The 26,532-nt window shown below is 45.6% G+C and carries 20 protein-coding genes; 14 read left to right on the plus strand and 6 right to left on the minus strand.

Features of this window, described 5'->3' with window-relative positions:
- Positions 1-297: 297 nt before the first annotated feature.
- Entirely contained in the window at positions 298-1,449 is a 1,152-nt protein-coding gene (locus EV213_RS15030) for a mechanosensitive ion channel family protein (RefSeq protein WP_243740196.1), read from the plus strand.
- 344 nt (positions 1,450-1,793) lie between these two features.
- On the plus strand, positions 1,794-5,072 hold the full coding sequence (locus EV213_RS15035) for a GH92 family glycosyl hydrolase (RefSeq protein WP_133581380.1): 3,279 nt from the start codon (positions 1,794-1,796) through the stop codon (positions 5,070-5,072).
- Positions 5,073-5,185: 113 nt separating this feature from the next.
- Here the strand turns inward: EV213_RS15035 and EV213_RS15040 are convergent, their stop codons facing one another.
- The 3 genes from EV213_RS15040 to EV213_RS15050 all read right to left on the minus strand — a co-directional run bounded on the left by EV213_RS15040 (position 5,186) and on the right by EV213_RS15050 (position 7,883).
- On the minus strand, positions 5,186-6,037 hold the full coding sequence (locus EV213_RS15040) for a glycoside hydrolase family 43 protein (RefSeq protein WP_133581381.1): 852 nt from the start codon (positions 6,035-6,037) through the stop codon (positions 5,186-5,188).
- 251 nt (positions 6,038-6,288) lie between these two features.
- Positions 6,289-7,461 (minus strand): MFS transporter, encoded by a 1,173-nt coding sequence (locus EV213_RS15045; protein WP_133581382.1) that lies wholly within the window; start codon positions 7,459-7,461, stop codon positions 6,289-6,291.
- A 14-nt stretch (positions 7,462-7,475) separates the two neighbouring features.
- Positions 7,476-7,883, minus strand: a complete 408-nt coding sequence (locus EV213_RS15050; RefSeq protein WP_133581383.1) for a MarR family winged helix-turn-helix transcriptional regulator — start codon at positions 7,881-7,883, stop codon at positions 7,476-7,478.
- 216 nt (positions 7,884-8,099) lie between these two features.
- Here EV213_RS15050 and EV213_RS15055 point away from each other — a divergent pair, with 216 nt between their 5' ends.
- From EV213_RS15055 to EV213_RS15080, 6 genes are all read left to right on the plus strand, one after another.
- Positions 8,100-8,807, plus strand: coding sequence for a glycerophosphodiester phosphodiesterase (locus tag EV213_RS15055; protein ID WP_166639340.1), 708 nt, complete (start codon positions 8,100-8,102; stop codon positions 8,805-8,807).
- Positions 8,808-8,952: 145 nt separating this feature from the next.
- Positions 8,953-10,701, plus strand: coding sequence for a hypothetical protein (locus tag EV213_RS15060; RefSeq protein ID WP_133581385.1), 1,749 nt, complete (start codon positions 8,953-8,955; stop codon positions 10,699-10,701).
- A 16-nt stretch (positions 10,702-10,717) separates the two neighbouring features.
- Entirely contained in the window at positions 10,718-11,668 is a 951-nt protein-coding gene (locus EV213_RS15065) for an ABC transporter permease (RefSeq protein ID WP_133581415.1), read from the plus strand.
- Between the two features lie 16 nt (positions 11,669-11,684).
- Positions 11,685-12,557, plus strand: coding sequence for a carbohydrate ABC transporter permease (locus EV213_RS15070; protein WP_133581386.1), 873 nt, complete (start codon positions 11,685-11,687; stop codon positions 12,555-12,557).
- Positions 12,558-12,584: 27 nt separating this feature from the next.
- Positions 12,585-14,192: an extracellular solute-binding protein gene (locus EV213_RS15075; protein ID WP_133581387.1), complete on the plus strand. Its 1,608-nt coding sequence runs from the start codon at positions 12,585-12,587 to the stop codon at positions 14,190-14,192.
- 167 nt (positions 14,193-14,359) lie between these two features.
- On the plus strand, positions 14,360-16,642 hold the full coding sequence (locus EV213_RS15080; protein WP_133581388.1) for a helix-turn-helix domain-containing protein: 2,283 nt from the start codon (positions 14,360-14,362) through the stop codon (positions 16,640-16,642).
- Positions 16,643-16,857: 215 nt separating this feature from the next.
- Here EV213_RS15080 and EV213_RS15085 read toward each other — a convergent pair whose 3' ends face one another.
- Positions 16,858-17,310 (minus strand): DinB family protein, encoded by a 453-nt coding sequence (locus EV213_RS15085; RefSeq protein ID WP_133581389.1) that lies wholly within the window; start codon positions 17,308-17,310, stop codon positions 16,858-16,860.
- 272 nt (positions 17,311-17,582) lie between these two features.
- Between EV213_RS15085 and EV213_RS15090 the strand changes: the two genes are divergently transcribed.
- The 4 genes from EV213_RS15090 to EV213_RS15105 all read left to right on the plus strand — a co-directional run bounded on the left by EV213_RS15090 (position 17,583) and on the right by EV213_RS15105 (position 20,553).
- Entirely contained in the window at positions 17,583-18,062 is a 480-nt protein-coding gene (locus EV213_RS15090) for a VOC family protein (protein WP_133581390.1), read from the plus strand.
- 31 nt (positions 18,063-18,093) lie between these two features.
- Complete coding sequence (locus EV213_RS15095; protein ID WP_133581391.1) at positions 18,094-19,080, plus strand: 2-hydroxyacid dehydrogenase; 987 nt, start codon at positions 18,094-18,096, stop codon at positions 19,078-19,080.
- A gap of 76 nt (positions 19,081-19,156) precedes the next feature.
- Positions 19,157-19,990 carry an aldo/keto reductase gene (locus EV213_RS15100; RefSeq protein ID WP_133581392.1) on the plus strand — a complete coding sequence of 278 codons (834 nt, stop codon included), beginning with the start codon at positions 19,157-19,159 and terminating at the stop codon, positions 19,988-19,990.
- 149 nt (positions 19,991-20,139) lie between these two features.
- Entirely contained in the window at positions 20,140-20,553 is a 414-nt protein-coding gene (locus tag EV213_RS15105) for a CBS domain-containing protein (protein WP_133581393.1), read from the plus strand.
- Positions 20,554-20,800: 247 nt separating this feature from the next.
- On the opposite strand, the gene EV213_RS15110 is transcribed toward EV213_RS15105, so the two are convergent.
- Positions 20,801-21,013 carry a ribbon-helix-helix protein, CopG family gene (locus EV213_RS15110; RefSeq protein WP_133581394.1) on the minus strand — a complete coding sequence of 71 codons (213 nt, stop codon included), beginning with the start codon at positions 21,011-21,013 and terminating at the stop codon, positions 20,801-20,803.
- A gap of 339 nt (positions 21,014-21,352) precedes the next feature.
- Here EV213_RS15110 and EV213_RS15115 point away from each other — a divergent pair, with 339 nt between their 5' ends.
- Positions 21,353-23,152: an FAD-dependent oxidoreductase gene (locus EV213_RS15115; protein ID WP_133581395.1), complete on the plus strand. Its 1,800-nt coding sequence runs from the start codon at positions 21,353-21,355 to the stop codon at positions 23,150-23,152.
- A 61-nt stretch (positions 23,153-23,213) separates the two neighbouring features.
- Here EV213_RS15115 and EV213_RS15120 read toward each other — a convergent pair whose 3' ends face one another.
- Positions 23,214-23,660: a hypothetical protein gene (locus EV213_RS15120; protein ID WP_133581396.1), complete on the minus strand. Its 447-nt coding sequence runs from the start codon at positions 23,658-23,660 to the stop codon at positions 23,214-23,216.
- A gap of 366 nt (positions 23,661-24,026) precedes the next feature.
- Between EV213_RS15120 and EV213_RS15125 the strand changes: the two genes are divergently transcribed.
- Positions 24,027-26,531 carry an S-layer homology domain-containing protein gene (locus EV213_RS15125; protein WP_166639341.1) on the plus strand — a complete coding sequence of 835 codons (2,505 nt, stop codon included), beginning with the start codon at positions 24,027-24,029 and terminating at the stop codon, positions 26,529-26,531.
- Position 26,532: the final 1 nt, after the last annotated feature.

Raw genomic sequence — 26,532 nt, forward strand, 5'->3', positions numbered from 1 at the left:
TCCGCTTTTTTTTTGTGGGATTCGGAAAAATAAAAGGTAAGCTCAACTAATTATGGTGCACAGAGGTCCAGTATTACATTGCTTATTAGCGAGATCCCGCCAACAGAATACTACGTTAGGGTCACACTATCACTATTGTATGCCGCTTTCCCTCTACTCTCTCCTAAGGCAAGATCTAGTATCCCCTACACTGCTACCCAAACAGTCCATGACTGAAAACCGAACCATTATGGAAGAAGTGTTCAGGACATGCTATGATGCAAGTGCTACTTTTTTTGTTGAAGGGAGTTGTCGGATTTGGAGAGAATTACTGGATTCTGGAACGGCATCGTCAATGCACCATGGACGGACATTGGCATAGCAGTCACGATTTTTTTACTGTTTTTGCTGCTGCGCAAGTTGTTCACGACGTATATCTTTAAACTAATCATTAAGGTATCTCGCAAGGCAAAAAGCGATTTTTTGACGCAGTTGCTACTGTCATTTGAAAAGCCAACCAACATCTTGTGGATTGTGATTGGGACGTATTTGGCCCTGCAATATTTGCCATACGCTATTACAGATAAATCATTTGTACTGCATACATACCGTTCCATTCTTATTTTCTTAATGGGTTGGGGATTGTATCGTTTGTCTTCAAGCAATTCAACGTTTCTCAAGCGATTTGCGAGCAAAAATGAACTTGATGAAGAAAGCATGCTTATTCCATTCCTCTCTAAAATCCTCCGTGTTCTCGTGGTTGTCATCACAATTGCAGTAATCGTTAGTGAGTGGGGCTTTAATGTCAACGGGTTTGTCGCCGGCCTTGGTTTAGGTGGTCTTGCGTTTGCCCTCGCAGCTCAAGAGACGATTGCCAACTTCTTTGGTGGCATTGTGATTATCTCAGGGCGTCCTTTTCGGAAGGGAGATTGGATTCAAACCCCTACCGTCGAAGGGATGGTTGAGGATATTTCGTTTCTTAGCACGAAGGTTCGTACATTTGCGAACGCCGTTGAGACGGTTCCTAATTCAACGATTTCAAAGGAATCGATCATCAATTGGTCTGAAATGACGATGCGACGTGTGTATTATACGTTCGGTGTACGTCACCAAACGACACCAGAACAATTGGAGCAATGCTTGAATGAGATTCGGACGTTGCTTCGCGAGCACGATGGCATTGTGTCTCATAATTTCATGGTCTTTTTTGATAAGTTTACGGAAACAAGCTATGAAATCTACATGTACTATTTTACGAAAACGACAGTATGGGCAGAATGGTTTGCAATTAAAGAGGAGGTCAATTTCGAAATCCTCAAGATTCTTGAAAATGCAGGGGTGTCCATTTCTGCACCTACACGGGTAGTTGAACCGGTCGTTGCGTATGACGCGATTGCAAAAGAAATGGGGTCATCTACGCAACCAGAACAAGCCGCACCGACTGAAGACCTACGCCAAAGAGAGCAATAAGGCTTTAGGAAAAATAAGTAGTTCGAAGACAACAGAGAAAAAAATCCGAACATCTACGAAATGTTACTTAGCATTTCATAGTACTGTTCGGATTTTTCTTTTTTATGGGAAGTGGATTTTGATCTATTGCAATACATAGTGTAAAGATAGCCATGTTCACTTTACACACAACTTGACCTCCACCATTGTTCCTCGTTGTAAGCAATGTCATTGTACGAGACAGGAATAGACATAACGCAAACTTGTATTCAGATAAAAAAGACTATAATCAAACGAAGTAATTTGTTGTAGAATGGAATTAAGTCATATCATTTTAACTAGGTAAAGGGGATTTGGTATATCTTATGAAAACGATAGACAGAGATTTTTTTACTTCTTTCGAACAATACGATCCGTTGCCAGTCGTCTCTGAGGAAGCACGAGTAGGGCCTGGACCATCGTATAGTTACACTGGAAAAGTGAATGCTGGTTGGACTGGTTTACACGCGCTTGAGTTTACGGTGAACACTGGGGGAGGTCATGGGGACATTCGCTTATTTGATGTGTCTATTCCTGTGACCGCTTCCACACAGTTATCGTATATGCTGCACCCGCAAATGGCGGAGGATGGGGAGCTAAATTACGCTGCCACCTTCGTAGCGATTGACCTCCTTTTTTCTGATGGCAGCCGTTTAAGTGAGCTTCACGCAGTTGATCAGCACGGAGTACTTCTCACAGCTGCACAACAAGGAGCATCAAACACACTGTATCCGAATCAATGGAACTATAAGCAAGTGGCTGTTGGTGAGGTGGCTAACGGCAAAACCATTTCCACGATCGTGCTATCGCATGCGAGCAATCAAGACGGTCTTCTTTCAGGTTGGCTAGATGATCTGTTTATTCAAGCGGAGCCGCCGCAAAAGACTTACAGCAGCCCAGCAGAGTATGTCAATATTCTTCGTGGGTCAAATTCAAATGGTACATTTTCTCGTGGCAACAATTTTCCGGCGGTTGCTGTGCCCCATGGCTTTAATTTTTGGACGCCTGTGACAGATGCGGGTTCAACGAGTTGGTTGTACAGCTATCAGCAGCGAAACAATGCGCATAACCGACCAGAGCTGCAAGCTTTTTCACTAAGTCATGAAACGAGCCCATGGATGGGGGATCGCCAAACCTTTCAGTTTATGCCCGCATTGGCCTCGGAAGGTGTACCGATGGCAAACCGCACGGCTCGGGCGCTTTCATTCTCTCATGACAATGAAGTCGCGTTGCCGCATTATTATCAAGTTGCTTTTGACAATGGCATCGAAGTAGAGATGACGCCAACCTCCTATGCGGCCATGGTCCGCTTTCATTTTCCTGATGGGCATGGCGACGTGCTGTTTGACAATGTAACGAATGAAGGAGGTCTCACCCTTCTGGCAGACGAGCAAGCCATTGAAGCCTATACTGACGTCAAAAGTGGTTTATCTGCCGGCGCCACGCGTATGTTTATTTATGCGACCTTTGACAAGCCCGTCGTCAAAAGCGATAGGCTCACAGGGGAAGATAGAGACAGCGTCACAGGGTATGTGCGCTTTGAACATGCACACACTGTGACAATGAGAATCAGTACATCGTTGCTAAGCATTGAGCAAGCGAAGAAAAATATGGCACTGGATCTTGAGAAGGGTGTCACGTTTAATGAGATTCGTCAGCGTGGAGAGGCTCTGTGGAATGAAAAGCTAGATCTAATCCATGTGCCGAAAGCGACAGAGCAGGAGCTAGTCACGCTCTATTCAAATTTGTATCGCCTCTTTTTGTATCCAAATGTCACTTTTGAAAACACGGGCACAAAAGAAGTCCCTGTCTACACCTATGCAAGTCCATTTTCTCCACAATCAACACCTTCGACAGCAAGAGAAACTGGTGCTGAAGTCAAGGCAGGAAAACCCTATGTCAACAATGGCTTCTGGGACACGTACCGGACGACGTGGCCGATGTACAATTTGCTTACCCCTTCACAGGCGGGGGCTATGATGGATGGATTTGTGCAGCAATACAAAGACAATGGTTGGATCGCTCGCTGGTCATCACCAGGCTATGCCAATTTAATGGTTGGCACGAGTTCTGATGTCGCCTTTGCCGATGCCTACTTAAAAGGGATCAATGACTTTGACTTGCAGGCGTTTTATGCCTCGGCATTAAAAAATGCGTCCGTTGTTAGCGAAGATCAAAGTGTTGGTCGAAAGGGACTTGATACAGCTATTTTTAAAGGCTATACAACAAACGACACGCATGAAGGGTTTTCGTGGGCGGTGGATGGCTACATTAATGATTTTGCAATTGGCATGCTCGCAAGTGAACTAGTTGATTTAGAAGAAAGTGATGAAGACTACAAAGCGGATGCCGTGTATTACCTGAATCGAGCGCAACACTATGTGCATTTGTACGATAAAGCATCCGGCTTCTATAGAGGACGGTCGACAAATGGCGATTTCCCTGAATCCTTTGATCCGCGCTCATGGGGAGGGGATTTTACCGAAACGAACGCTTGGAATATGGCGTTTCACGTGCCTCACGATGGGCAAGGGCTGGCAAACCTGTATGGCGGACGAAAGGCATTAGCAAAGAAGCTTGATGAATTCTTCGAAGAGCCTGAAACAGCGAAGTTCCCAGGGCATTACGGTGGAGTAATCCATGAGATGACGGAAGCAAGGGATGTCCGCATGGGCATGTACGGTCACAGCAACCAACCATCTCACCATATTGTCTACATGTACTTGTACGCTGGGCAACCGTGGAAAACGCAGGAGAAGGTTCGTGAGGTGCTGTCACGCCTCTACCTTGGAAGCGAAATTGGTCAAGGGTATCCAGGTGATGAGGACAATGGGGAAATGTCTGCATGGCAGCTATTCAGCGCCGCAGGATTATACCCACTGCAGATGGGGCGACCGGATTATGCAATCGGAGCTCCATACTTTGAGGAAATGAACATTCAGCTTGAGTCAGGTGAGACGCTTGTCATTAAAGCACCTGGGGTCAGCAATGAAAATTGCTACATCCAAGGTGTTAAACTGAACGGACAGCCATATGAACGCACCGTGGTCCCACATAAATTGCTCGCGGCTGGAGCTACGATAGAATTTGACATGGGACCAGAACCATCTCTATGGGGAACGGCTGTCGAAGCCTTGCCAACGTCGCAGACGGACTCGAGCAACGACGGTCTGGCCTATGTCCCGACCCCTCTGTACGATGTGACCGATGATGCACAACGATTTGAATTGGTTTGTGACGGAGGTGCGGATGCTCAAGCACTAACTGATGATACATCCACCACCGTCAGCACGTTTAATGGAACGACAGCAACGCTGGAATGGACGTTTAGAAACGAGCAGCCAACCGTAGAAATGTACACGATCACAACCGGACCTAGGGAAGAAGAAGACCCGAAAAGTTGGATCGTTGAAGGTTCCTCAGATGGCGAGAACTGGGACGTCATTGAAGAGCGCAACAACGTTACGTTTGCATGGCGTCGGTTTACAAAGCCATTTTTGCTCCCGCAAGCAGCGACGTATTCTCACTATCGACTGCGTGTAACTGAAAACAATGGTGGAGAGCAAACGTCAATGGCCCAGGTCGAATGGCTCGGACAGTATTAAGGTAAAAGACTATAGTCGATGTGATTGAAGGAGCAGATGAAGCTGATCGTCATACGCACATCTACGTGTAAAACCCCTGAACGCTTGCCAACCAGCAAACGTTCAGGGGTTTATTAGATCGCAGGGATTTTCCCTTTCATTGTCCACACCGAGCCGTGGCGTGGATGTTTCGGCAAAGTATCGAGATTGTTTTCAGGGGTCCACGTGACCAAATCTGTCGATACGAGGGAGGCGTAATGCTTTTCATAGAAATGATCGAACAGGAGCGCCCATTCGGTGCTATTCCTCTTAAACAACGTTGGTCCTTCTGTCATGGGCGGGGTAATTTTTTCAGAGATCGACAGAATGTCAGGCTGATCGCGGTTTTCGCTTGTTTTACTCAAATGACAGCTGCGGATGTACTTGAACTCCGTTTGCAAATTGTTTTCGCCACGTTCATCTTTATAGACCATAAACAAGGTTTCGCCGAGATCAACAACACACGCATCAATCACGTTGTAGCCAGGATCAAAATAGATCGATGGGGCGGAAAATTGTTTGAAATCCTTTGTCGTCACAGACCAGATTCGATGGTCGTATTTGGCGTCTTTCGGCTGTCCAACGGTGGAGGACCAGACGATGCGATGTGCCTCAACGGTACGATCATAAAAAATCTCTGGCGCCCACGTATTCAGCGTGCCTTCAACCTCTGTCATAACGGGGATGAGGCGCTCGTCCTCCCAGTTCAGCAAGTCCTTGGAGCTTGCATATCCAATCGATTGACTGTTCCAGCCGTCCGTCCAAATGACGTGAAACGTCCCATCGTCCGTTTCATAGACAAACGGGTCACGGACTTGACCTGTCCCAACACTTGACGCCAAGATCGCCTTACCGTCGTTCACATTTTCCCAGGTTTTACCGTCAAGACTTTTTGAAAGAAACAACTTTTCCTCTTCGGTCGTAAAATAGCTAAATAGATACATCATGAATTCCTCCAATGAGTATATGTACTATAAAACGCTTACAAAAAGTATAGCATGGAATCGTTTACGTCAACGATATTTTTCTACGTGCACGTAATTAAAAAGAAGTCCTCTCTAAACGTATGGAAGGTGATGTTTAGAGAGGACTTGCTTCGTGTAAGGGTTCAGCCTAATGTGAACTCTTTTCAGGAGCACACTCTCGTACTTTTGTGTGAAGAAAGCAGAGGTACATCCTGGAGCAGCCTCACCATGGCTTACACACGATTTGATGCGAGCTGCCGTTTGTTTCGGAAATGAAGCAGTAAATAGCCAATCAATGGCAACAGGAGAAAGAGAGCACAGCCCATGTACAGGTGGCTATATCCCGTTTGGACGGCGACAATCCCGAGGGCGAAGGAGCCAACGGCAATGCCAGAGTCAAAGAAGCTGAAAAAGGTTGCTGTGGCATAGCTGCTGCGTTCGGGAGTGGCTGCCTGGACGGCCATTGTTTGATAACAAGGAAGCAACGATCCATAGCCTAAGCCGATAAAGACGCCGCACAACAATAGCATCCAGATCGTATCCGTCATGCTTAAGAGCATCAGACCGGCCGCGAATACAATAAGTGCAAGAGGAATGACAGCGGTAGGGCCTGATGTATCAAACAGTCGGCCAGTAAATGGTCGTGAAAAAATCATGGCAGCGGCAAACACTACGAAAAAGAAATTCACATAGGCAAATAAACCAATCGTTTGTGCATACACCGAGATAAAGGAAATGACGCTCGCGTATGAAAAGGCGGTTAAAAAACCAATACAGGCAATCGGTATGGAACGAATCTCGAACAAATGCTTCAAATGGAAGCTGCGATTGCTGGTGATCGTTTTTGAACGAGGCGATAGAATGCCAAAGCTTGTGGCATAGGCAAGCAAAAGCAGAAAGGCGAGTAGGGTGAACACATTTGTATAGGACATGTATTGCACCGCAGTCAAAGCAATAAATGGTCCTAATACGACAGCCACATTCATTGACATTACAAAGTAACCAAGCCCTTCCCCTTTTTTTCCGGTGGGCACTAAATCCGCAGCGACTGCGCCTAAGGCTGTAGTAGCAAGACTAAATGGGATGCCATGAAAAAATCGTAAGGCGAGCATCCACGGAAACGAATGGACAAATGGATAGATAAAGGCCAGCGCTGCGAAGAAAAACACACTCCAGCGAATCGTCGTGCCTTTTCCGAAACGGTCTGTCACTTTCCCAGCTAAAGGGCGTATCGCAATACAAGACACCAAAAAGATGGTCGTCATTAATGCCGCACTTGCATCAGATTGATGGAGCTCGTTTATGGCGAACACTGGCAAGATTGTTAAAAGGGCATAAAACACAAGGAATACAAAAAAATTGTTGATCCATGCGAGGGTAAAAGGCTTCGTCCATATTTTGTTCATCTGAAAAATCCTTTCTAGGTGCCAATCTGCTGGAGTAGCTTTTCAAGCTGTAACGCATCCTCCTTTGATAAGTGACGAAGAAACGTCTGCTCAAAAGCCATAACGTCTGCTTCTACGGCTGGTAATTTTAATTGTGCCTCAGGAGTAAGCGATACAACCCATTCGCGCCGGTCGTTGCCTGGTACACGAGAAACCCAGCCCATTTCTTGCAGTCTTGCAATCGTCCGAGTGATGGTTGGGGGCTCGACATGCAAATAATCGGCAATGCCTCGCTGAGTCGTCGAACCAAACTGAGACAAGTAAAACAAAATCAGCCACTGACTGTGGTAAAGCTGATGTTGCGCCAAAACTTCGTTTACATTTCGTTGAATGAGGCGTGTTTTCTGGTTCAACTGGTGGAGAAGTCGTCTATGAGCTTTCATCACTGATTCCTTTCAATCGATTACTTAGGTAACTATCTTGTTCAATGAATCACATAACCTTAATCGTAATCAACAAACGCAGTTTTGTCAATTTCGCTTCATTCGACAATATTTCCCGGGAAACATTTGTAAAGGTTCTTTATCATTTTTCTGAACGTCGAAATCGGTCAATTTATCTGTTGTATAATGAAGAAAATCTTGAAAGGGTGAATGAAGTTGACACTACGAGCTGTTGCCCACCGTGGTTTTTCTACAAAGTATCCAGAGAACACACTTGCCGCTTTTGAAGCTGCATTGACATTTGGTGTAAGTCATGTGGAGCTTGATGTTCATTTGTCTAAGGAAGGTGTTCCGGTTGTTATCCATGATCATACGCTTGATCGAACGACATCACTCAGTGGACCAGTCAGCCAATTCACAGTAGATCAACTAAGGAAAGCAGACGCAGGAAACGGTGAATTCGTTCCTACTTTGGAAGAAGCCCTACTATGTTTAAAACATCGTGCCAAGGTTGCCGTTGAGCTCAAGCAAATGGGACAGACCTATCCGATGCTTGAAGAAAAAACGATTGCTATCATTGAACGGGTTGGAATGATCAATGATGTTTATATTAACTCGTTTGATCATTATGCCATTGAGCATGTTCGCACTCTGCATTCCACGGTTGAAACAGGTCTTATTATGCATAGCATTTCTCCGGCCGTTTTCCCGTTTATGAAAAAGATAAAGGCATCCTCCATCGCTGTTCGCGTTGAAAGTGTGACAGAGGACTTTGTCGAAACCTGTCGGAGTGAAGGGGCAACCTTAATTGTATGGCCGGTGGACTCAAGAGAGCAATTCATTTGCGTAGCTCCGTATCCGGATGTTCTGCCCACGGTCAATGCATTGGATGTCTTTCAGGCATTGGTGGAAGAAAAAGCATAAAAGGACCACAAATATCGTACACTTTCATCACATTTTCGCCTTTAGAAAGGCTTTTTGCACAATTGTCATTGTTTTATGAAATTTTTTGGTTGTTGATACAGCAAATCATCACTTAATGTGGTGTTACACGGGAGGCCATTCAAAAATGAATACGACAGACCAAGCCTATGCACGTATTGTTCAATTAAACGATGAAAGAACAGCCACAAGTATGGCAAAGCAAGTAAAGGACCCTGAAAGCCGTTTTGATGGAGGTGTCTTTGATGACACGGTTGGTATTGCGCAAGCGAATCACGTCAGCACGGTAAGTGATCTAATTTCATGGATTTCTTCTTATGTGAACCCAGATTCCGCTCACTATCATTCAATTGAAGTGGCGGAGCGCATCAATCGGGCCGTGGCCTTTTTACTCCGCAGACAGCATAAGGACGGAACGATTTCTTTAGGATCAACAAACTACCATTCACCACCGGACACAGCATTTATTATCGTGGGTCTACTACAAGTTCATCCTTTAATGAAAAAGGATGAAACGTCTGCAATTCGTCCGGTTTGTGAAGGGATAGAGACCTTTTTGCGTCGTGCAGTACCAGCTATGAGAATAGGTGGGTGTCATACGCCAAATCATCGTTGGGTGATGACAGCGGCATTGGGAGGTCTTCATCAGCTCTTTCCGGAAGAAGAAGGACTTGTTGAACGGGCGGAAGAATGGTTGGCCGAAGGGCTTGATTTTACAGAGGATGGCGAGTTTTCCGAGCGTAGCAACGGCATTTACAATGCAGTGAATGACATTATGCTCTATTATGCTGCACTCTATTTGAATCGACCAGAGCTCCTTGAACCCGTACGCCGAAACCTCAATATGATGGTGTATTTAACGCATCCAAATGGTGAGGTCGTGACGGATTATTCGGGACGACAGGATTTTGGGAACAAAGCGACGTTTGTGAATTACTTTCTCATCTATCGACTGATGGCGGTGAAGGATGGGAATGGGCTGTTCGCTTCAATGTCAGATGAAGCAGCTAAGGCGATGACACATCCCGGCTCTTCAGAAAATCAAGCAATGGCTGGGTTACTCATGTACCCCGACACGCAATACCTAAATGTTCCTCGACAACCGTTGCCTGAGCAATACGAAGTCATGCTTAATGAGCATCACCCTTATAAGGAGCAGCGTGAACAGCTGAAACGAGTAGGCCATCATGGTATCGTCCAACACAGTGCCGTTCATTCTGCCTATGGTCATCCAGTCGGTAGATATCGTGACGGTAAGGAAAGCGCTACCCTTATGGCCGCTGCGCCATCTTTTTTCAGCTTGCGTTACGGAGCGGCTCGACTGCTGGCGGTCAAATGGTCAACCGCGATGACACCAGGAATTGTTGCGATGGATTCGCTTAAAAAAGAAGCGGGGAGCTACCACATGAAGGCCACTCTAGAGAAGGGCTATAATGGTCCGCTGCCGACCCATGCACGGGGCAAGGATAGTACGTGGAGCTTAATGCCGCATCAGCTACGACCTTTAACCCATGTGCAAACACATGAGGTACAAGTGGACATTGAGCATATGGAGAATGGCTGGGAGTTTAATTTGAAAGCCGGGGAACCAGAGGATGTCTTTACGCAAATCACCTTTTTATTTTCTGCTGAAGGTGAACTGAAAGGGAATGGTTTACAACAAACGACCAATCCTCAACAATTTCTTTGGAAGAATGGAGATGTAACGTATGAGAGCGGTCAGGATCGTATGATTCTCAGTGGGGCTGCACAAGATCATACGGTTGAATTGATCCGGACAGATGCCCATCCTTTAGACTGTTTGGCGATTTCTATCAATCTATTAACGCCATTTGAGCATCGTATCCGGTTAACACTAGAAGAACGAAAGGAGTGACTTCGTTTTGGCGAAAGTGAATGTTTCTGAACAAGAGCAAAGCTTACTCTATCGGACGTGGAAAAAGTCCTTTCTATACCCTTATTGGAAAAACAAATACTTGACCATTTTGCTTTTGCCTACATTGCTTTTCTTTGCTTTATTTCATTACGGACCTCTCTATGGGTTACAAATTGCCTTTAAGGAATACAACTTTTTTGATGGCATTTGGGGGAGCGCTTGGGTCGGCATGCAGCATTTTGAACGCTTGTTTGAAATGCAAAGCTTCTGGGAGGTTTTTCGCAATACGATCATCATCAGCTTTTATAAATTTTTGTTTGGCTTTCCAGCACCGATTATTTTTGCGTTGCTTCTGAATGAACTGCGCCATGCGATTTTTAAGCGCGTCGTACAGACGATTTCTTATTTTCCACATTTTGTGTCATGGGTCATTTTGGCGGGGATATTCACAGTCTTCTTATCTCCGTCGATGGGGCCAATCAATATCGTATTAAAGGCGATTGGACTGGACCCTATTTACTTCCTGGCCGATACGTCGTGGTTTCGAACTGTGCTCGTTTCGACGGAGGTTTGGAAGGATTTAGGATGGGGGACGATTATTTACCTTGCTGCGTTGTCCGGTGTGAACACGGAGTTGTACGAGGTCGCGAAGGTAGACGGAGCCAATCGCTTCCAGCGTGTATGGCATGTCACGTTGCCAGCGCTCGTTCCCGTCATTACGATTATGATGGTATTGTCAATTGGCAAGTTGATTAATGATGATTTCGACCAAGTTTTTAACCTTTATAATCCTGCGGTCTATTCAGTAGGGGATGTACTGAGTACGTACACATACAGGCAAGGTTTGGTGGAAATGCAGTATAGTTTCGCGACAGCTGTCGGATTATTCAAAAATCTAATCGCTTTGGTCATGGTTCTAAGCGCCAACTGGGTGGCGAACCGTCTTAACAATTACGGGTTATGGTAGAAAGGAGAGACGAAAAATGAAAGAGACTTCTTTGGGCAGTCGGATTTTCGACTTTGCAAACATCCTTTTTATGATTATACTGTGTTGTTCGACACTGTACCCGTTTTTGTATCTGTTGTCGATGTCGCTAAGCCCCTCGACTGTTTCATTTGCACAGATTCGCATCATTCCGGAAGCGCTTACTTTAGAAAACTACCAACAGGTGCTTGGGTATGACTATGTCATTCGAGGCTTTATCAATTCGCTTATCCGGACGATTTTAGGAACGATTTTAATGGTTGCTTTTACGGTAGCAGCAGCGTTTGTGCTTGCAAAAAAGCAATTTCCACACCGCCGTTTTTGGACTATGTTTATCGTAATGACAATGTTCTTCTCCGGAGGATTAATACCGTCCTACTTGCTTGTTAAAGACTTACATCTTATGAATACTGTATGGGCGCTAGTTCTGCCAGGGCTGGTGAATGCCTTTCAGCTCATTATTGCCAGAAATTTTATGATGTCGCTTCCTGAAGAGCTTGAGGAAGCAGCAAAAATGGATGGCGCCAACGAAATCAAAATTCTCATTAAAGTCATTATCCCTCTGTCGATGCCGATTATAGCGACTTTGGCGTTATGGAATGCCGTTGGTCACTGGAATCAGTGGTTTGACAGCTTGATTTATATGACAGATCGTGACAATGATGTGCTCCAGGTGGTGATGAGACGTATCGTTCTGCAAGGCAATATGGAAGCAATGAATGGCATGATGCCTCAGGATTCGAGTAATATCAATCCAGAAACGCTCAAAGCAGCTACCGTCATGGTCACGACATTACCTATCATTTGTGTGTATCCTTTTGTGCAGAAGTATTTCGTCAAAGGCATGATGATTGGCTCTGTTAAAGGCTGAGGGGAAATAAAAAAAGGGGTGAAGGAATTGAAAAGAAAAGCATTTGGATGGTCGAGTCTATTTTGTGCAGGAATGGTATTGATGGCCTCATGTTCAAGTCAGTCAGGCAACACTTCGGAAGATAACGGGGAAGCTTCGGCACCTGGTGATGTCACTGCTTATGAACCAGATTCGAGCACAACGTACGAAATTGACTGGATGCCGTATATTACAGAACCCATTGATCAGGATGGCAAAATGGTCACGTATTATGAAGACAAATTCAATGTCGACTTCAATATGGTCAACGTCGATCATGCCAATATTCAAGAGCTCTTAAACTTAAAATTTGCCTCTGGAGAAATTCCTGACGTCATGCTTGATGGGGTTAGCTCAGATACAATTCAACAGCTTGTCAAACAGGGAGTTCTCCTCTCGCTTGATGAGGAAGTCCTCAAAGAAACCATGCCAGATTTGTATTCAAAAGCGACCGAATTAAACCCCAATTGGCTTGAGTTTGCCAAGGTAGATGATAAAATTTACGGTCTTCCTGAAATGCGTGACGTGTATAAATACCGTACAACCATTGTTTGGCGAGGCGATTGGTTAGAAAATGTCGGTATTAACAAAACACCGGAAACGCTTGAAGAGTTTGAGGAAGCCCTCTATAAATTTACGTTTGAAGATCCAGACCAAAATGGGGAGGATGACACTTACGGCATATCGTTGAGCGGTATTCCTGCGATTTTCGGAGCGTTCGGTTACTTGCCAGGCTACGGACCACATGATTGGCAGGATTGGTTTTGGCAGGAGCGTGACGGAGAGATGGTCTTTGGAGCCATTCAGCCAGAAGCGAAGGAAGCCTTAGCATTGCTAAACAAGTGGTATGAGGATGGCGTGCTTGATCCGGAATTTATTACTGGAGAAAACACAGGCGGTTATTGGGCACTTTCACACGCCTTTATTAATGGGAAAATTGGTTTTACTGGACATGGGCAATACTATCATTGGAATGATGAGTTGAAAAACGGCGATATTGGGGCGAACTATGATGAGATTCAAAAGATCAGTCAGGAAGTTGCTGATTCCCTCGTACATGGGTTACCACCAAAAGGACCTGGTGGAATGAACTTATTCGCGCCAAACATGCTCTCTGGGAAAATCGTTGGCTTCAGCCGTTATCTTGAAGAAGAGCCGCAAAAGCTAGGAAAAATCTTTGAGATTTTAAACCATACATCAGGAACGACCAAGGAAAACAATATAGAGGCCGTTATGGGCATTGAAGGTGAAATGTGGGAAGAAAATGAGGATGGCATCCGTAAGATGTTACCAGAATGGGAAGATGTCATGGACACAGGAGCAGGGAAATTTAATCTTGAGCTCGGAGTGTTTGATTTGTACGAAATCCGCGGGGATTGGGCAGTAGAACACGGTTATGACAAGGGGACATTGCGTAATGCCTTGTTCAAACCTCTTCCATCAGAAAGCACTTATCGTGAAGAGCTGACAAAAATACGTGATGAAGCGTATATCTCAATGATAACTGGGGATCAACCGATTGATGCCTTTGATCAATTTGTCGAACAGTGGATGAATGCTGGGGGAGATATTCTCACGAAGGAAGCAAATGAGTGGTACGCTACATTAGAAAAATAATAACGGTTTGAAATTTGAATAGAAAATATCAATAGAGGTTGTTCTAGAGGCAATTTTATGTGTCTTTCTAGACAGCCTCTTCCTTAAGGTAAGCGTTTACTCTGTTTTTCTTGTCGAGTCTCCTTCTCGTAGGGTATGATTGAGAAATACGATAGGAGGCGGTAAAAGTGAAATTAGTGAAAAAGTCAAAATCCGTTTTTTACCGCCTTGTTTTTTCATTTATGATTTTGATGCTGACGGCAACGATCTTTATGGGCACAGCTTCCTATATGTACTATACACGATCGTTCAACGAAGAAATCAAGCGCGTTCAGCTCCAAATGATTAGCTACGTGCAAACAATCACAAATGAGCATTTGATCCAAAATCCACTTGATCTTTATTTGCAATTGACGATGTCGTCAAGCAAAAACAACAATCTCTTGCTCTTTTTAGATGAACCACTTGATGGAAATCATGCGCACATTCAAACGATCTTCAACACACTAAAAGAAAAAAGAATCGGATCATCGCCTATGGTCGACGATATTCAAGTGTACTATCCTTCGAATGAGCTGATTATCTCAAGTACGAAGGGGCTGAAGTACGTTGGTTCAGAGACAGCTTCTCTATCGGACTTTCGATGGATACAGGATCCTGCTATCATCGAGAGTTCATCTATTCAATGGCACATGAACGAGACGAACGTTTCATTGATTGGGACGCTACCGTATATCAGGAGCGACGAAGAAAGAGCTTTTGTCGCCATTCATCTACAAAAGAATGTTGTCTCCGAATGGTTGGAGACTACTTTTCAAGAAACGTCTGGAACAATGCTTATCGCATCGCCGGATGGGTTTATTGCCATGTCTTCTTCTTTGATTGAAAGCGCTTCCTATATTCGCGATCATCCAATGTATGTGGATCATTTAAAAAGCACTCAGACTGAAGGGTATTTTAGTATGGAAATTGCGGGGCAAGAGCATCAAGTAGCGTTTTCCTCTCTTGATCTACCAGGATGGAAGCTATTTAACTTCGTTCCGGTAGAGCATTTTCAACAAAAATCAGCTGCTATTCAGCGAACGATTTTTTTGCTCGGCATCGTCACTGTGATCGGGGGACTCATCATGTCGTACATCATTTCAGGACGCTTGTATGGTCCCTTGCAGCGAATGCTTGGAAGAATTCGGACGCTGTCGATATCTAGTGAAGGATCAGGTGCTTCCGATGAGTATCGTGAAATTAATCAATTCATCGATACGATGTCTGTAAAAGTAGAAGATCTTGAAAACACGTTGAATCATAACTTACCATTAATGAAAAGTCGTTTGGTTGAGGAGACACTTGCTGGGAAAATACAGCATCTGGAGGCTTGGCGAGAACGTATGGAAATGCTTCACCAGAAAGAAGCTTCTGGGGATTGGTTTGTGGCAGTCTCTTTTCAGTTAAAACAACAAACGATTCAGCAAATGAGTGTTGAAAACCAAGCGTTTACGACGTATCGCATAAAGGATTATATGGAGGAGAAAACACCGTCTGGAATGCACGTTTTTACAAGTGAACATGATCAGCGCATTGACGCAGTCGTCTGTTCATCAATAGAGCAAGGAGACATATTGCACGGGTGGATGAATGAGGTGATTGCCTTCGCTAGAGAGCAATTTCGTATGAACCTAGCGGGGGCGATCGGATCGTGGACCACAGAAGTTGGCAAAATGAAGCTGAGTCATGCTGAAGCGCTTTTCTATTTGGGATATGCTTATTTTTATCCTAACCAAAGCGTTTTTACGCATAACGAATCTACATCTCTTGATACGATGCTGCCAGCCACTTTTTTTGACGAATTCTCGCAAGCACTTCTGAAGAAGCAGCGAAAGCCGCTCGATAAATTGATGACACGCTTTTTCAAAAGACTAACAAAGCCAGCCGCTTCACCGTCGGTATTGCATCAAGACATTCGTGATCTTTTGTATACGTATTATCGTACATTAAAGTCCATCCCTTTGAGCACACGCGACATTTTGCCTGATCATCTGATGACAACACTTGTCACTCATGAGTCAGTAGATGAGTTCATCGCTGTTTTTAATGAAGTGATTGAACTCACATTGAATTATTTGGAGAAGAAACCTGAACAAGCACAAAATGGCACTATAGAACAGGTGAAGAAGTATTGCATTGACCATTTAGATCAAGAGCTTTCTTTGCATGCAGTGGCAGACATTGTCCACCTGAGTCCAAGATATGTGAGCCGTATATTTAAGCAGGAAACAGAATTAAACTTTGTCGACTACGTCACCAATTTGCGCATGCAAAAAGCGAAGCAATTGTTGGTCGAAAGCAACTCCAACGTGGAGCAGGTGGCCAATAGCGTCGGTTACCACAACCCAGCTTACTTTTCTAAGAAGTTTAAAGAAGCCTTTGGCGTGACACCAAGCAAATACAGACAAACGAGAGGTGGGGAAGGATAAGCGGCTACGGAAGAAGATAGTTGGGAAGAAGTGCTTTTAGCTGCTCGAAAACAGGAGGAGATTGCGCGGAAAAGCACCAGTAGTGCGCGAAAAAGCGCCTTGTGCTGCGCGAAAAAGAGCCAACAGTGCTCGAACCGCCTTGACCTGCGCGAAAGTTGCCTTCATGGTGTCCTACATAATAAAATCAGGCTGATTTCATCAGCCTGATCCTTTGCTTATTTCTTCACAAAGAAGGGCAGATCAGTAATCCCTACAAGGCGACTATACGTGAAAAGCTGTCCTTTATGGTGAATTTCATGCTGTAGCGCACCTTCAACATATGCAGCTCCGGATCTTTCCATGATTGGAGATGAGATCACGGTGGACAGCTGCTCTTCGGTCAAGGCCTCGATGTCACCACGGGTTTTTTCGGTCGCATCACGAACGATTTTTCGGACATCGTCCATTGATTGAAAGGATGCTTCCAAAGTCGAATGAGTGAACGTCCCTTGCTTAACCGTTTCAATAAACATGTCCGTTGTTTCAACAATATGAACTGCTAAATGCCCGAGGCTCATAGCTCCGTCCCATGGTTCGTAAAACGTATGCTCATTGTCCACTTTGGCAAGAAGTTCTGTTAATGCAGTCCGATGAGCCTGCCATTGGGAAAGAATTTCTTTGTTATTCACCTAGAACGCCTCCTAAAGGTAAGATGCTCGTACTTGCACCGTCATTATCCTATCCAATTTGCTATATGCGAGTTGCTGAGTGCCAAAGTCAAAGCAATGGATGGAAAGGTAACGCTCGAAGTCGTCTTGGATTAGACCTCTAAAGCGTGACGACATTATCTTCTTCCCTTTCCTGGTCGAGGGTAAACGGAGCGTAAGCGTTGACATCTTGCGTAGGACAACGCAAACTACACATAAGAGTTGGAAAATTGAGTTAATGAGGAGTCGGTGTTATGGAACAGAAAGGGTTGGGAACCAATGTAGTGACGCAAATCGGTATTCTTGTCAACGATATTGAAACGACAGCGAATGCGTATGCGAAGCTTTTTCAAATGGATGTGCCTAAGATCTCTTGGACAGATCCTGGTGAGGTGGCGCAAACGGAATACAAAGGTGAAGCAAGTCAAGCGCGAGCAAAATTAGCATTCTTCTCTATGGGACAGGTGCAAATTGAATTAATTGAACCTGATTTGACACCAAGTGTGTGGAGAGATGCTTTGAATGAACAAGGTGAAGGTGTCCATCATATTGCTTTTGCCATTGATGGGATGAGTGAAAAAATACAGCTCTTTCAGGAAAATGGAGCTCCTTTGCTTCAGCGTGGGGAGTTTACAGGTGGTCGTTATGCCTATTTGGATACGGTACCGGAATTCAAGGTTTTGATTGAACTGTTAGAAAACGATGGGCAAAAGAGCGATAAAAAAGTGAGGTGAAACTCGGTCATTCAATGAATGGGCGATAGAGATGACAAACACCGTTTACGTAACGAGAAAGCTGCCAGAGGAAGCTGTAGCTGAGCTACGGGCTAGCTGTAAAGTGAGAATGTGGGACAAGGAAGAGGACGTTGTGCCTCGCGAGGTTCTTGAGAAGGAGATCGCAACGGCGGACGGTTTATTGTCCATGCTAACGGACCCAATTGACGAAGATCTATTAAAATCTGCCCAAAACCTGAAGGCCATCAGTCAAATGGCCGTGGGTCACAACAATATTGATATCGAAGCAGCATCAGCTCGACAGATTGCCGTACTCACGACACCAGGTGTTCTCACGGAGACAACAGCAGATTTAACGTTTGCCCTGTTGATGGCAGTGGCGCGCCGCATTCCAGAAGCAGAACGTTTTCTGAAAAAGGGGGATTGGACAACATGGTCGCCAATGCTTCTAACGGGAGCTGACGTTTATGGAGCGACGCTAGGCATTATCGGGTTAGGAAGGATTGGAGAAGCTGTCGCCAAACGGGCAAAGGGGTTTTCGATGGACGTGGTGTATCACAGTCGTTCACGTAAGCCAGAAAAGGAAGCACGCCTTGGTCTTCGCTATGGGTCAATGGACGATGTGCTCGCCCAATCCGATTACCTCGTTCTCATGATTCCTTATTCAAAAGAAACCCATCATCTCATCGATGCGGATGCGATCAAAAAAATGAAACCGTCCTGTTTTCTTATTAATACGGCGAGGGGAGACATTGTTGATGAAAAAGCACTTTATGATGCCCTCGTCAGCGGTGACCTTGCAGGAGCAGGACTTGATGTGTTTGCACAGGAGCCTGTTCCAACGTCTCACCCGCTCTTAACACTCGACAATGTGGTCGCTCTTCCTCATATCGGTAGCGCGTCGGTGACAACACGGAGAAAGATGGCGACAATGGCGGCGAAGCAGCTGGTCCAAACATTACATGGGGAACGCCCTCCAACACTTATAAATGCACAAGCACTGGATGAACCGTGCTAAGAGCATAGACTGAATGTTTTTCCGTACGAATGAGCGGGAATGAACTGAACTAGACAATAGCGAAAGGGTGAAGGCAATGGGACTGGAATTGAATCAGAATGTTGCAACGCTTCACAATGGAGTCAACATGCCGCGGGTAGGTTTTGGCGTTTGGAAGATTACTGATAAAGAAGAAATGGACAAGGCAATTACTGCCGCATTGGACGCAGGCTATCGGAGCTTTGACACAGCTAAGGCGTATTCAAACGAGGCGATGGTTGGACAAGCCTTAAAGGAAAGCAACGTCCCGCGTGAGGAGGTGTTTCTGACGACAAAGCTATTCAATGACGATCATGGCTATGAATCAACGTTGAAAGCATTTGACTTAAGTTTGCAACGTCTTGACACTGATTACCTTGATTTGTACCTGATTCATTGGCCGGGAAAAGACCGTTATGTAGAGACTTGGAAGGCCTTTGAGCAACTTTACAGAGATAAGCGTGTACGCGCTATTGGTGTGTGTAACTTTCATCCGCATCATTTGGAAACGTTGCAAAAGGAAGCCGACATCGTTCCAATGGTCAATCAAGTGGAACTCCATCCGTTGCTTTCGCAGGAAGACGTTCGCGCGTATTGTAAACAGCACGACATCCAGATCGAGTCCTATAGCCCGTTAGCCAGAGGCAAGCTGATCGATCATGCCACCCTTGCTGACATTGGGAAGAAACATGGAAAAACAGCGGCACAGGTCACGCTTCGCTGGCATTATCAGCATGACCTCATTGCCATTCCTAAATCAGTCACACCAGAGCGCATCCGGGCAAATGCTGATATTTTTAATTTCGAGCTTTCTGAAGACGATATGGCGGCGATTGACGCGATCAATGCGAATGATCGCCAACTGAAAAATCCAGATGAATTTTTATTCTAGTCTTACGACGGTAAGTCTCGTTTGACCTCTTCCTCTAGAAATTGTGGAAGCATCACATGTGAAATTCTTGCTCGTTTCAGGTAAACTAAAAGAAGCCTTATGGTATACATAAAACCAGAGAATATAAAAATAGATGAGGTGGATGTTCCATGAATGTGGCGTTCTTTTTATTACCGAAGCAAGAGGTAGCGTATGTATATAGTGATTTCACCATTCGTCAGGCGTTGGAAAAGATGCGTTTTCACCGGTACACCTCCATCCCTGTCGTTGATCGAGATGGCGCGTATCAAGGCACGCTTGGTGAGGGTGACTTGCTCTGGCACATCTTTGATTCCAAAGGGACGGCAGAAGAACTCGGACGCATGCCGTTAAGTGATGTCAAACGATACCGACATCATGATCCCATTTTAATCAATGCGAACATCGAAGATTTATTTTCCCATGCATCAGATCAAAACTTTGTGCCTGTGGTGGATGATGAAGGGCGTTTTATTGGCATCATTCGCCGCCGTGAAATTATGAATGAGTTGACTAGTCAGTATAAAAGCAAGTCCTCTAACTAAGGCGTGTCTGAGAACTCAGATGCCTCTGAGCGAGCTTTAAGACACGCCCTAAATCCGATTAAAAAACTCGTTCCCTTTAATGAAATAGGGAACGAGTTTTATTTGTTTTTACGGCGACTGTTTCTCACCAGGACGATGATCATTAATATGAGGAGAAAGGCAAAACCTGCGAACACAACCCATGAAAGCCATCCTAAATCAACCATTTGTCATCTGTCCCTCTCTTTTTTAGCAGTATAAGCGAAATCTAGCGGCTCATTTCTTCGTAATTAAAGCGAATCATATCATAAAGGTCTTTTTCAGAGGTTCCGTTCTTTTCAAGAATATCAAGCTGAGACATGTAGACGCCAAGGGCGAAGGAGACAAGCGCGCTTTTGCTAACCCCAAGCTTTTGGGCCCGCTCATTCAGTTTGGAATCAAAATCCTCTGAAACTGTCGCCGAGATGCGTTTTTTACTCATTCTATTTTCCTCCCGTTCTCTCTTTCACCACGATCATTGAATGTCTATGAATCAATGATTTTAAAGCCGATCATTTTGTGATGCACCATGAATCATTATAGAAAAAAGTACAAAAAAAAGCAAACAACCTCCCGAAAAATAATCGGAAAGCCTTTCCTGTAGTGGGTTTAACTTCCTGGTCTGCGCATAATCAGTTGTTCGTTTTCCTAGCTTCCTTTATAAGTGTCCAATAGAAAATGAAGGGAATTGACGAACAGTAAAGGGGAAGGCATAGATTTTGTAGATAAGACTGAGGTTGTCTAGTATAATGCCTATGACACTAATAAAAAGGGGTTTATTATGAAAACAATTTGGTTGACCGTGGGTGCGTTTATACTATCCATCGCACTGACAGGTTGTTCTTTTAATCAGGACGAGGGAGACTATGATGTCGTCGTGTATGGGGGAGAGCCTGAGGGGGTCGCTGCTGCCGTGGCTGCTGCTCGTAGTGGAGCGAACACACTACTGATTGCCGAACGCGATGGTCTTGGAGGGTTAATGACGTATGGCATGCTCAACTATTTGGACGTTGCACATGACAAAGATGGGAACCCAGCAAATACGGGCATCTTTAAAGAGTGGCATAAAATGGTCGGCAATAAGCCATCCTTTGATGTTGTTGAAGGAAAAGAAGCGTTTCATACACTTGTTGAGAATGAAGAAAATATTACATTGATGACGGAAGCCCAGGTAAAGAGTGTAGAAAAAGAGGGAAAGAAGCTTACTGGCATCACAGTGGCTCATGATGGGGAAGACGTGACGATTCAAGGGAGAACCTTTATTGATTCGACACAGGACGCCGATCTTGCTGTGCTGGCTGATGTTCCTTACACTTTAGGGCGTGAAGATACTGGATTAATGGACACGAAGATGGCCGTTACGCTTATGATTCATGTAGATAATGTCGACTGGGAGGGCATTAAACGCGCTGTTGAAGAAGAAACCTTCGGGCCAGCTCAAATTCTTAAAAACGCAGCATGGGGGTTTAGTGAATTACATACGGCCTATACGCCAGTCGAAGAAAATACACGTTTGCGCGGGTTAAACATCGCCTTGCAAAATGATGGTTCTGTGTATATCAATGCGTTGCAAATCTTTGGTGTTGATGGCTTGAATGAAGAAGACAAGCAAGCAGCTATTGAAAAGGGAATACGCGAAACGGATGCGATTGTAGCGTATTTACAGGAAAATTTCCCAGGCTTTGAAGACGCTGAAGTCGCTAGTTACCCTGACGAGCTGTACGTGCGGGAAACAAGACATATTCAAGCTGAGTACCAGCTAAACATCATGGACGTTTGTGAGAATAACGACCAGTGGGATTCCATTGGCTTTGGCGGGTACCCGGTTGATGTACAGGCTACGAGTGTCAACGATTGGGGCATTGTTGTATGCAACCCTGTACAATATGCCGTGCCTTTCCGTTCATTGGTACCGCTTGAGGTGGATGGATTGCTCGTGGCAAGCCGTTCTTCGGGGTACACGTCCCTCGCAGCAGGGAGCGCGCGAGTGATTCCGATTGGGATGACAGCGGGGCAGGCAGCGGGCATTGCAGCGACAAGAATGGAAGACAGTGAACGTACGTTACGCGAGGTCGCCAATGATGAATCATGGGTGGCGACACTGCAAGCAATGCTAGTTGAGCAAGGCGTTAACCTGTACCCATTTGACTTGCCACATATGTATGAAGGTGAATGGTTTTATGAGGGCATCCAGACGGTCATGCGGTATGGCATGATTAAAGGTGGCTACCAAAATGACATTGGTGCAGATGATCCAATGACCTCTGGCGAATTTCATGGCACTCTGAAGGAACTTTTACGTCGAACGAACCCTGAAAATCCGCCCGTGTATCCAAATGTGACGGCGACCGACGGGAACGTGACGAGAAATGAAGCTGCGTCCGTCGTGCTGGCATTAAACGGTTTAAATGAATCTGGAACTCCATGGGAGACAGCAAGGACAGAAGGGCTCATTTCTGAGGTGCTTTTCAGTAAAGTAACGGAAAATCGCGAGCTAGCTAAAAAAGAAGTGTACGCTTTAATGGGTGAGGTCATCCGACGAGCCGAAGAGCGTCAAAGTCATTCAGATACGGAAGGTTGATTCCAAACCCCCAGCGTGCCGAACAGTCTATGTCTCGGCACGCTTTTTTTGCCAAATCTAATTACCAAGTGGCGCCTCCCTGTGGTGGTGGCCAGGCATTTAAGCACTTTCGAATGTATGCGACCTGCCCAGCATGATAGCTGTTATGAGCAACCAACGAGTTTAGATGAGTGGCTTGTTCGTCAAAGGTTTTTACATGTTGAGCAAGACGTATAGCTGAGGTTAGACCTTCTTTGAAGCGATGGACCGCCGCCTCCCAACAAGCTTGATCTTGTGGTGCAGTCTCACTTACCCAGGTGTCAGTGGCGTGCACTGGATCTTCAGGCTGCTTTCCGTGACATAAGGAAAGCACATACTCTTGCCAGAAGATCATATGGGTAAGTAGCTGCCAGATGGTTTGTTGTCCATAAATCGCTCTCCCAGCAATTTGTTCATTCACACCGTCAAAGACATGTGCCGGATTGACGTGGGCGTTTTGTCCGTCCAAACCAGCATGAAGTGGATTCATGTTTGTTTCCTCCGTTTTTCGTAAACTGAGATTTCCTCGTGGGAATTAACTCATTGTTAGAACAAGTTGAGCATACCATAGCCTTCTAGAGAGCGAGAGCGAACTAGGAACAACCTCGTTCAATTCTAACGGATCTGGTAAGATCAACCGACAGAGGGAAAAAAGATTGGCGAATAGTGTAAATGGCGACATCTGTTTCCTTACAATTACCATTTACTATCTTATATGCATTTATTTATATCACTCAGAGTCTGCCATTGTACGACTGCTTCGCATTTGGCCGGCGCAATAAAAGACAAACAGGGGATTGCGACCAGACAGTGCGAATCAAGGAATAAAGGATCACAGGGAGAGGGAGACATTTTCATGAAACGAAAGTTACTAGCCATTACCACTGCCGCCGTACTAGGTGTGCAGAGTGTTGTGCTGCTGACGCCTCAGCAAGCGTCAGCTAATTTTGATCAATTGGTGAGAGAGGAAACGACAAAGCTATCACCAGGTGTGACACATTCAGAGAAACGTTATGCTAGTGAGGCTGTCCACGTGCTAAAGGTGGATTTAAACGATTCATTTACAGAATTGGACCTGAATGTGCCTGGACACTTACAAACAACGACCAATCAAGCCAAAGCACAGCATAAGGAAGGGCACCAAGTGGTCGGCGCTGTCAATGCGGCCTTCTTCAATTTCTCGTCAGGGCTGCCCGTGAATCTAATTGCGATGAACAACCGTTTGGTGAATCGCGGCATCATTGGAAGCAATGCCAACAGTCCAACACATACGCGCGTTGCTTTTGGTATCGGTGCGGATGGAAAAGGCCTTGTTCACGGTGTTTCACTTGGCATGTCCCTCAAAATGGACGGGGCATCATTAGAAGGCACTAAAATGAATGGAACGCGGAACGAAGGGGACATCGTCGTTTACACGCCTGCCGTAAGCACGACAGGCACGAATCCTTGGGGCGTTGAAGTGATCGTTGATGGCGTCGGCGCAAGCGTCGGCAATCTGCCTTTTGGCGAAACAGCGACAGGTACGGTAGAAAAGATTACATACAATGGAGAAGGTGGAAATGCCACCGTGCCACGTGGTGGGTTTGTCATTTCTATGCATGGCAAGGACGCAAAGGATCTTCTCAATGGTCTGAAGGTCGGCGATGAAGTCTCCTACACAAACACCATTAATAACCCTTGGATGAACGCCGATTATGTCATGGCGGCAGGTCCAATGCTCGTCGATAATGGCAAAGTGAACATTACGATGAACACGTCTAGCTCTTTTGCAGCGAACCGTCATCCTCGTACAGCCGTTGGGGTCGACAAATCTGGGGAGCACATCTACATGGTCACGGTTGACGGACGACAAGCTGGGTACAGCTCTGGTGCAAGCCTTGTCGACTTGGCCCAATACTTAATTTCGCTTGGCGCCTACGATGCCATTAATTTAGATGGCGGTGGGTCAACGGCTATGGCGATTCGTCCGCAGGGAGCGTTTCAGCCTGTGCTGATTAATTCGCCTTCAGATGGGTATGAGCGCGGTGTGTCTGCCACACTTCAGGCCATCTCAACGGCGCCAACAAGCACACCGGAAACCCTTGTGTTTGAAAAAGAAGCAGAAGGCGGCATTGTGGAAGGAACGTCAATGAATGTGTCCGTGACGAGTGCGATGGACAAGTATTACAACCCAGTTCGTTTAAGTGCGAGCGATGTGACCTATGAAGTGGTGGGGAACATCGGGGAGATGGAAGGCAGTACCTTCCACGCAACAAACGAAGGCACGGGCAAGATTATTGCCAACGCCGGAAATGCAACAGGAGAAGTAGAAGTGACCGTTGTCTCTGATTACGATGAGCTTGATGGAACAACCGTGCCAGTAGAAATCTCGTCGTTAGATAGCTCAAGCGGCTGGAGTGCAGATCAGGCGAAAGCCAAAGCCTCTGTAGCTACAAGCACAGCGAAGAAAAAACAAGGCAGCGCTTCGTTGCAGTTAACCTATGATTTCACAGGAAGTGAAGATGGCACAAAAGCAGCGTATGCCGTGGCCACTAAACCTCTTGAGATTAAAGGTCAGCCGGAAAAAATCGGCATGTGGGTTCATGGAGATGGCAATACAAACTGGCTACGCGGAGTCATTGTGGACCGCGACGGTGAAAGCCACACAATTGATTTCACGGCACGCGATAAGTTTACTTGGAGCGGCTGGAAGTATGTAACGGCCAATGTGCCAAGTAGTGCAATTCTTCCACTTCGTTTTGAGCGCATCTATGTTGCGCAGCCAACCGAATCATTGCAAGCCAAAGGCACCGTTCATTTTGATCAGCTCGAGGCGATTTACTCAGATAGCTACACAGCACCAATTAGCTTTAGTGATCTGACGTCTTCACACTGGGCGTACAGCAATATTCAGCAACTGGCGCAGGAAAAAATCATTAACGGTTTTCCGGACAATAGCTTCCGTCCAGAAGCAAGCATTACAAGAGCACAAGCCGCGATTATGCTTGTGAGAGAAAAAGGCATTACACCAGGAGGCAGCACAGATTTCAATGATGTGTCTTCCTCGCATTACGCAAGCAAAGAAATTGCGGCAGCCGTGGATGCAGGTCTACTGAATGGACGTTCTGAAACTACGTTTGCGCCAGATGCGCCATTGACGCGGGCGGAGCTGTCTGCCTTGCTCGTTCGTGCCTACAATGTAGGTGACGACCCAGCTGGCACAAGCTTCCCCGACGTCCCAGCCAGCCATTGGGCCAAAGGCGTCATTTCTCAGCTCGCCTCAGCCGACATCGTTGACGGGTATCCAGACGGCACCTTCCGTCCAGAACGCGCAACCACACGTGCTGAATTCTCAAAGCTCATGATCAGCGCAATACGATAGA

Origin of the sequence: Aureibacillus halotolerans, assembly GCF_004363045.1 — a bacterium.
Lineage (GTDB): Bacteria > Bacillota > Bacilli > Bacillales > DSM-28697 > Aureibacillus > Aureibacillus halotolerans.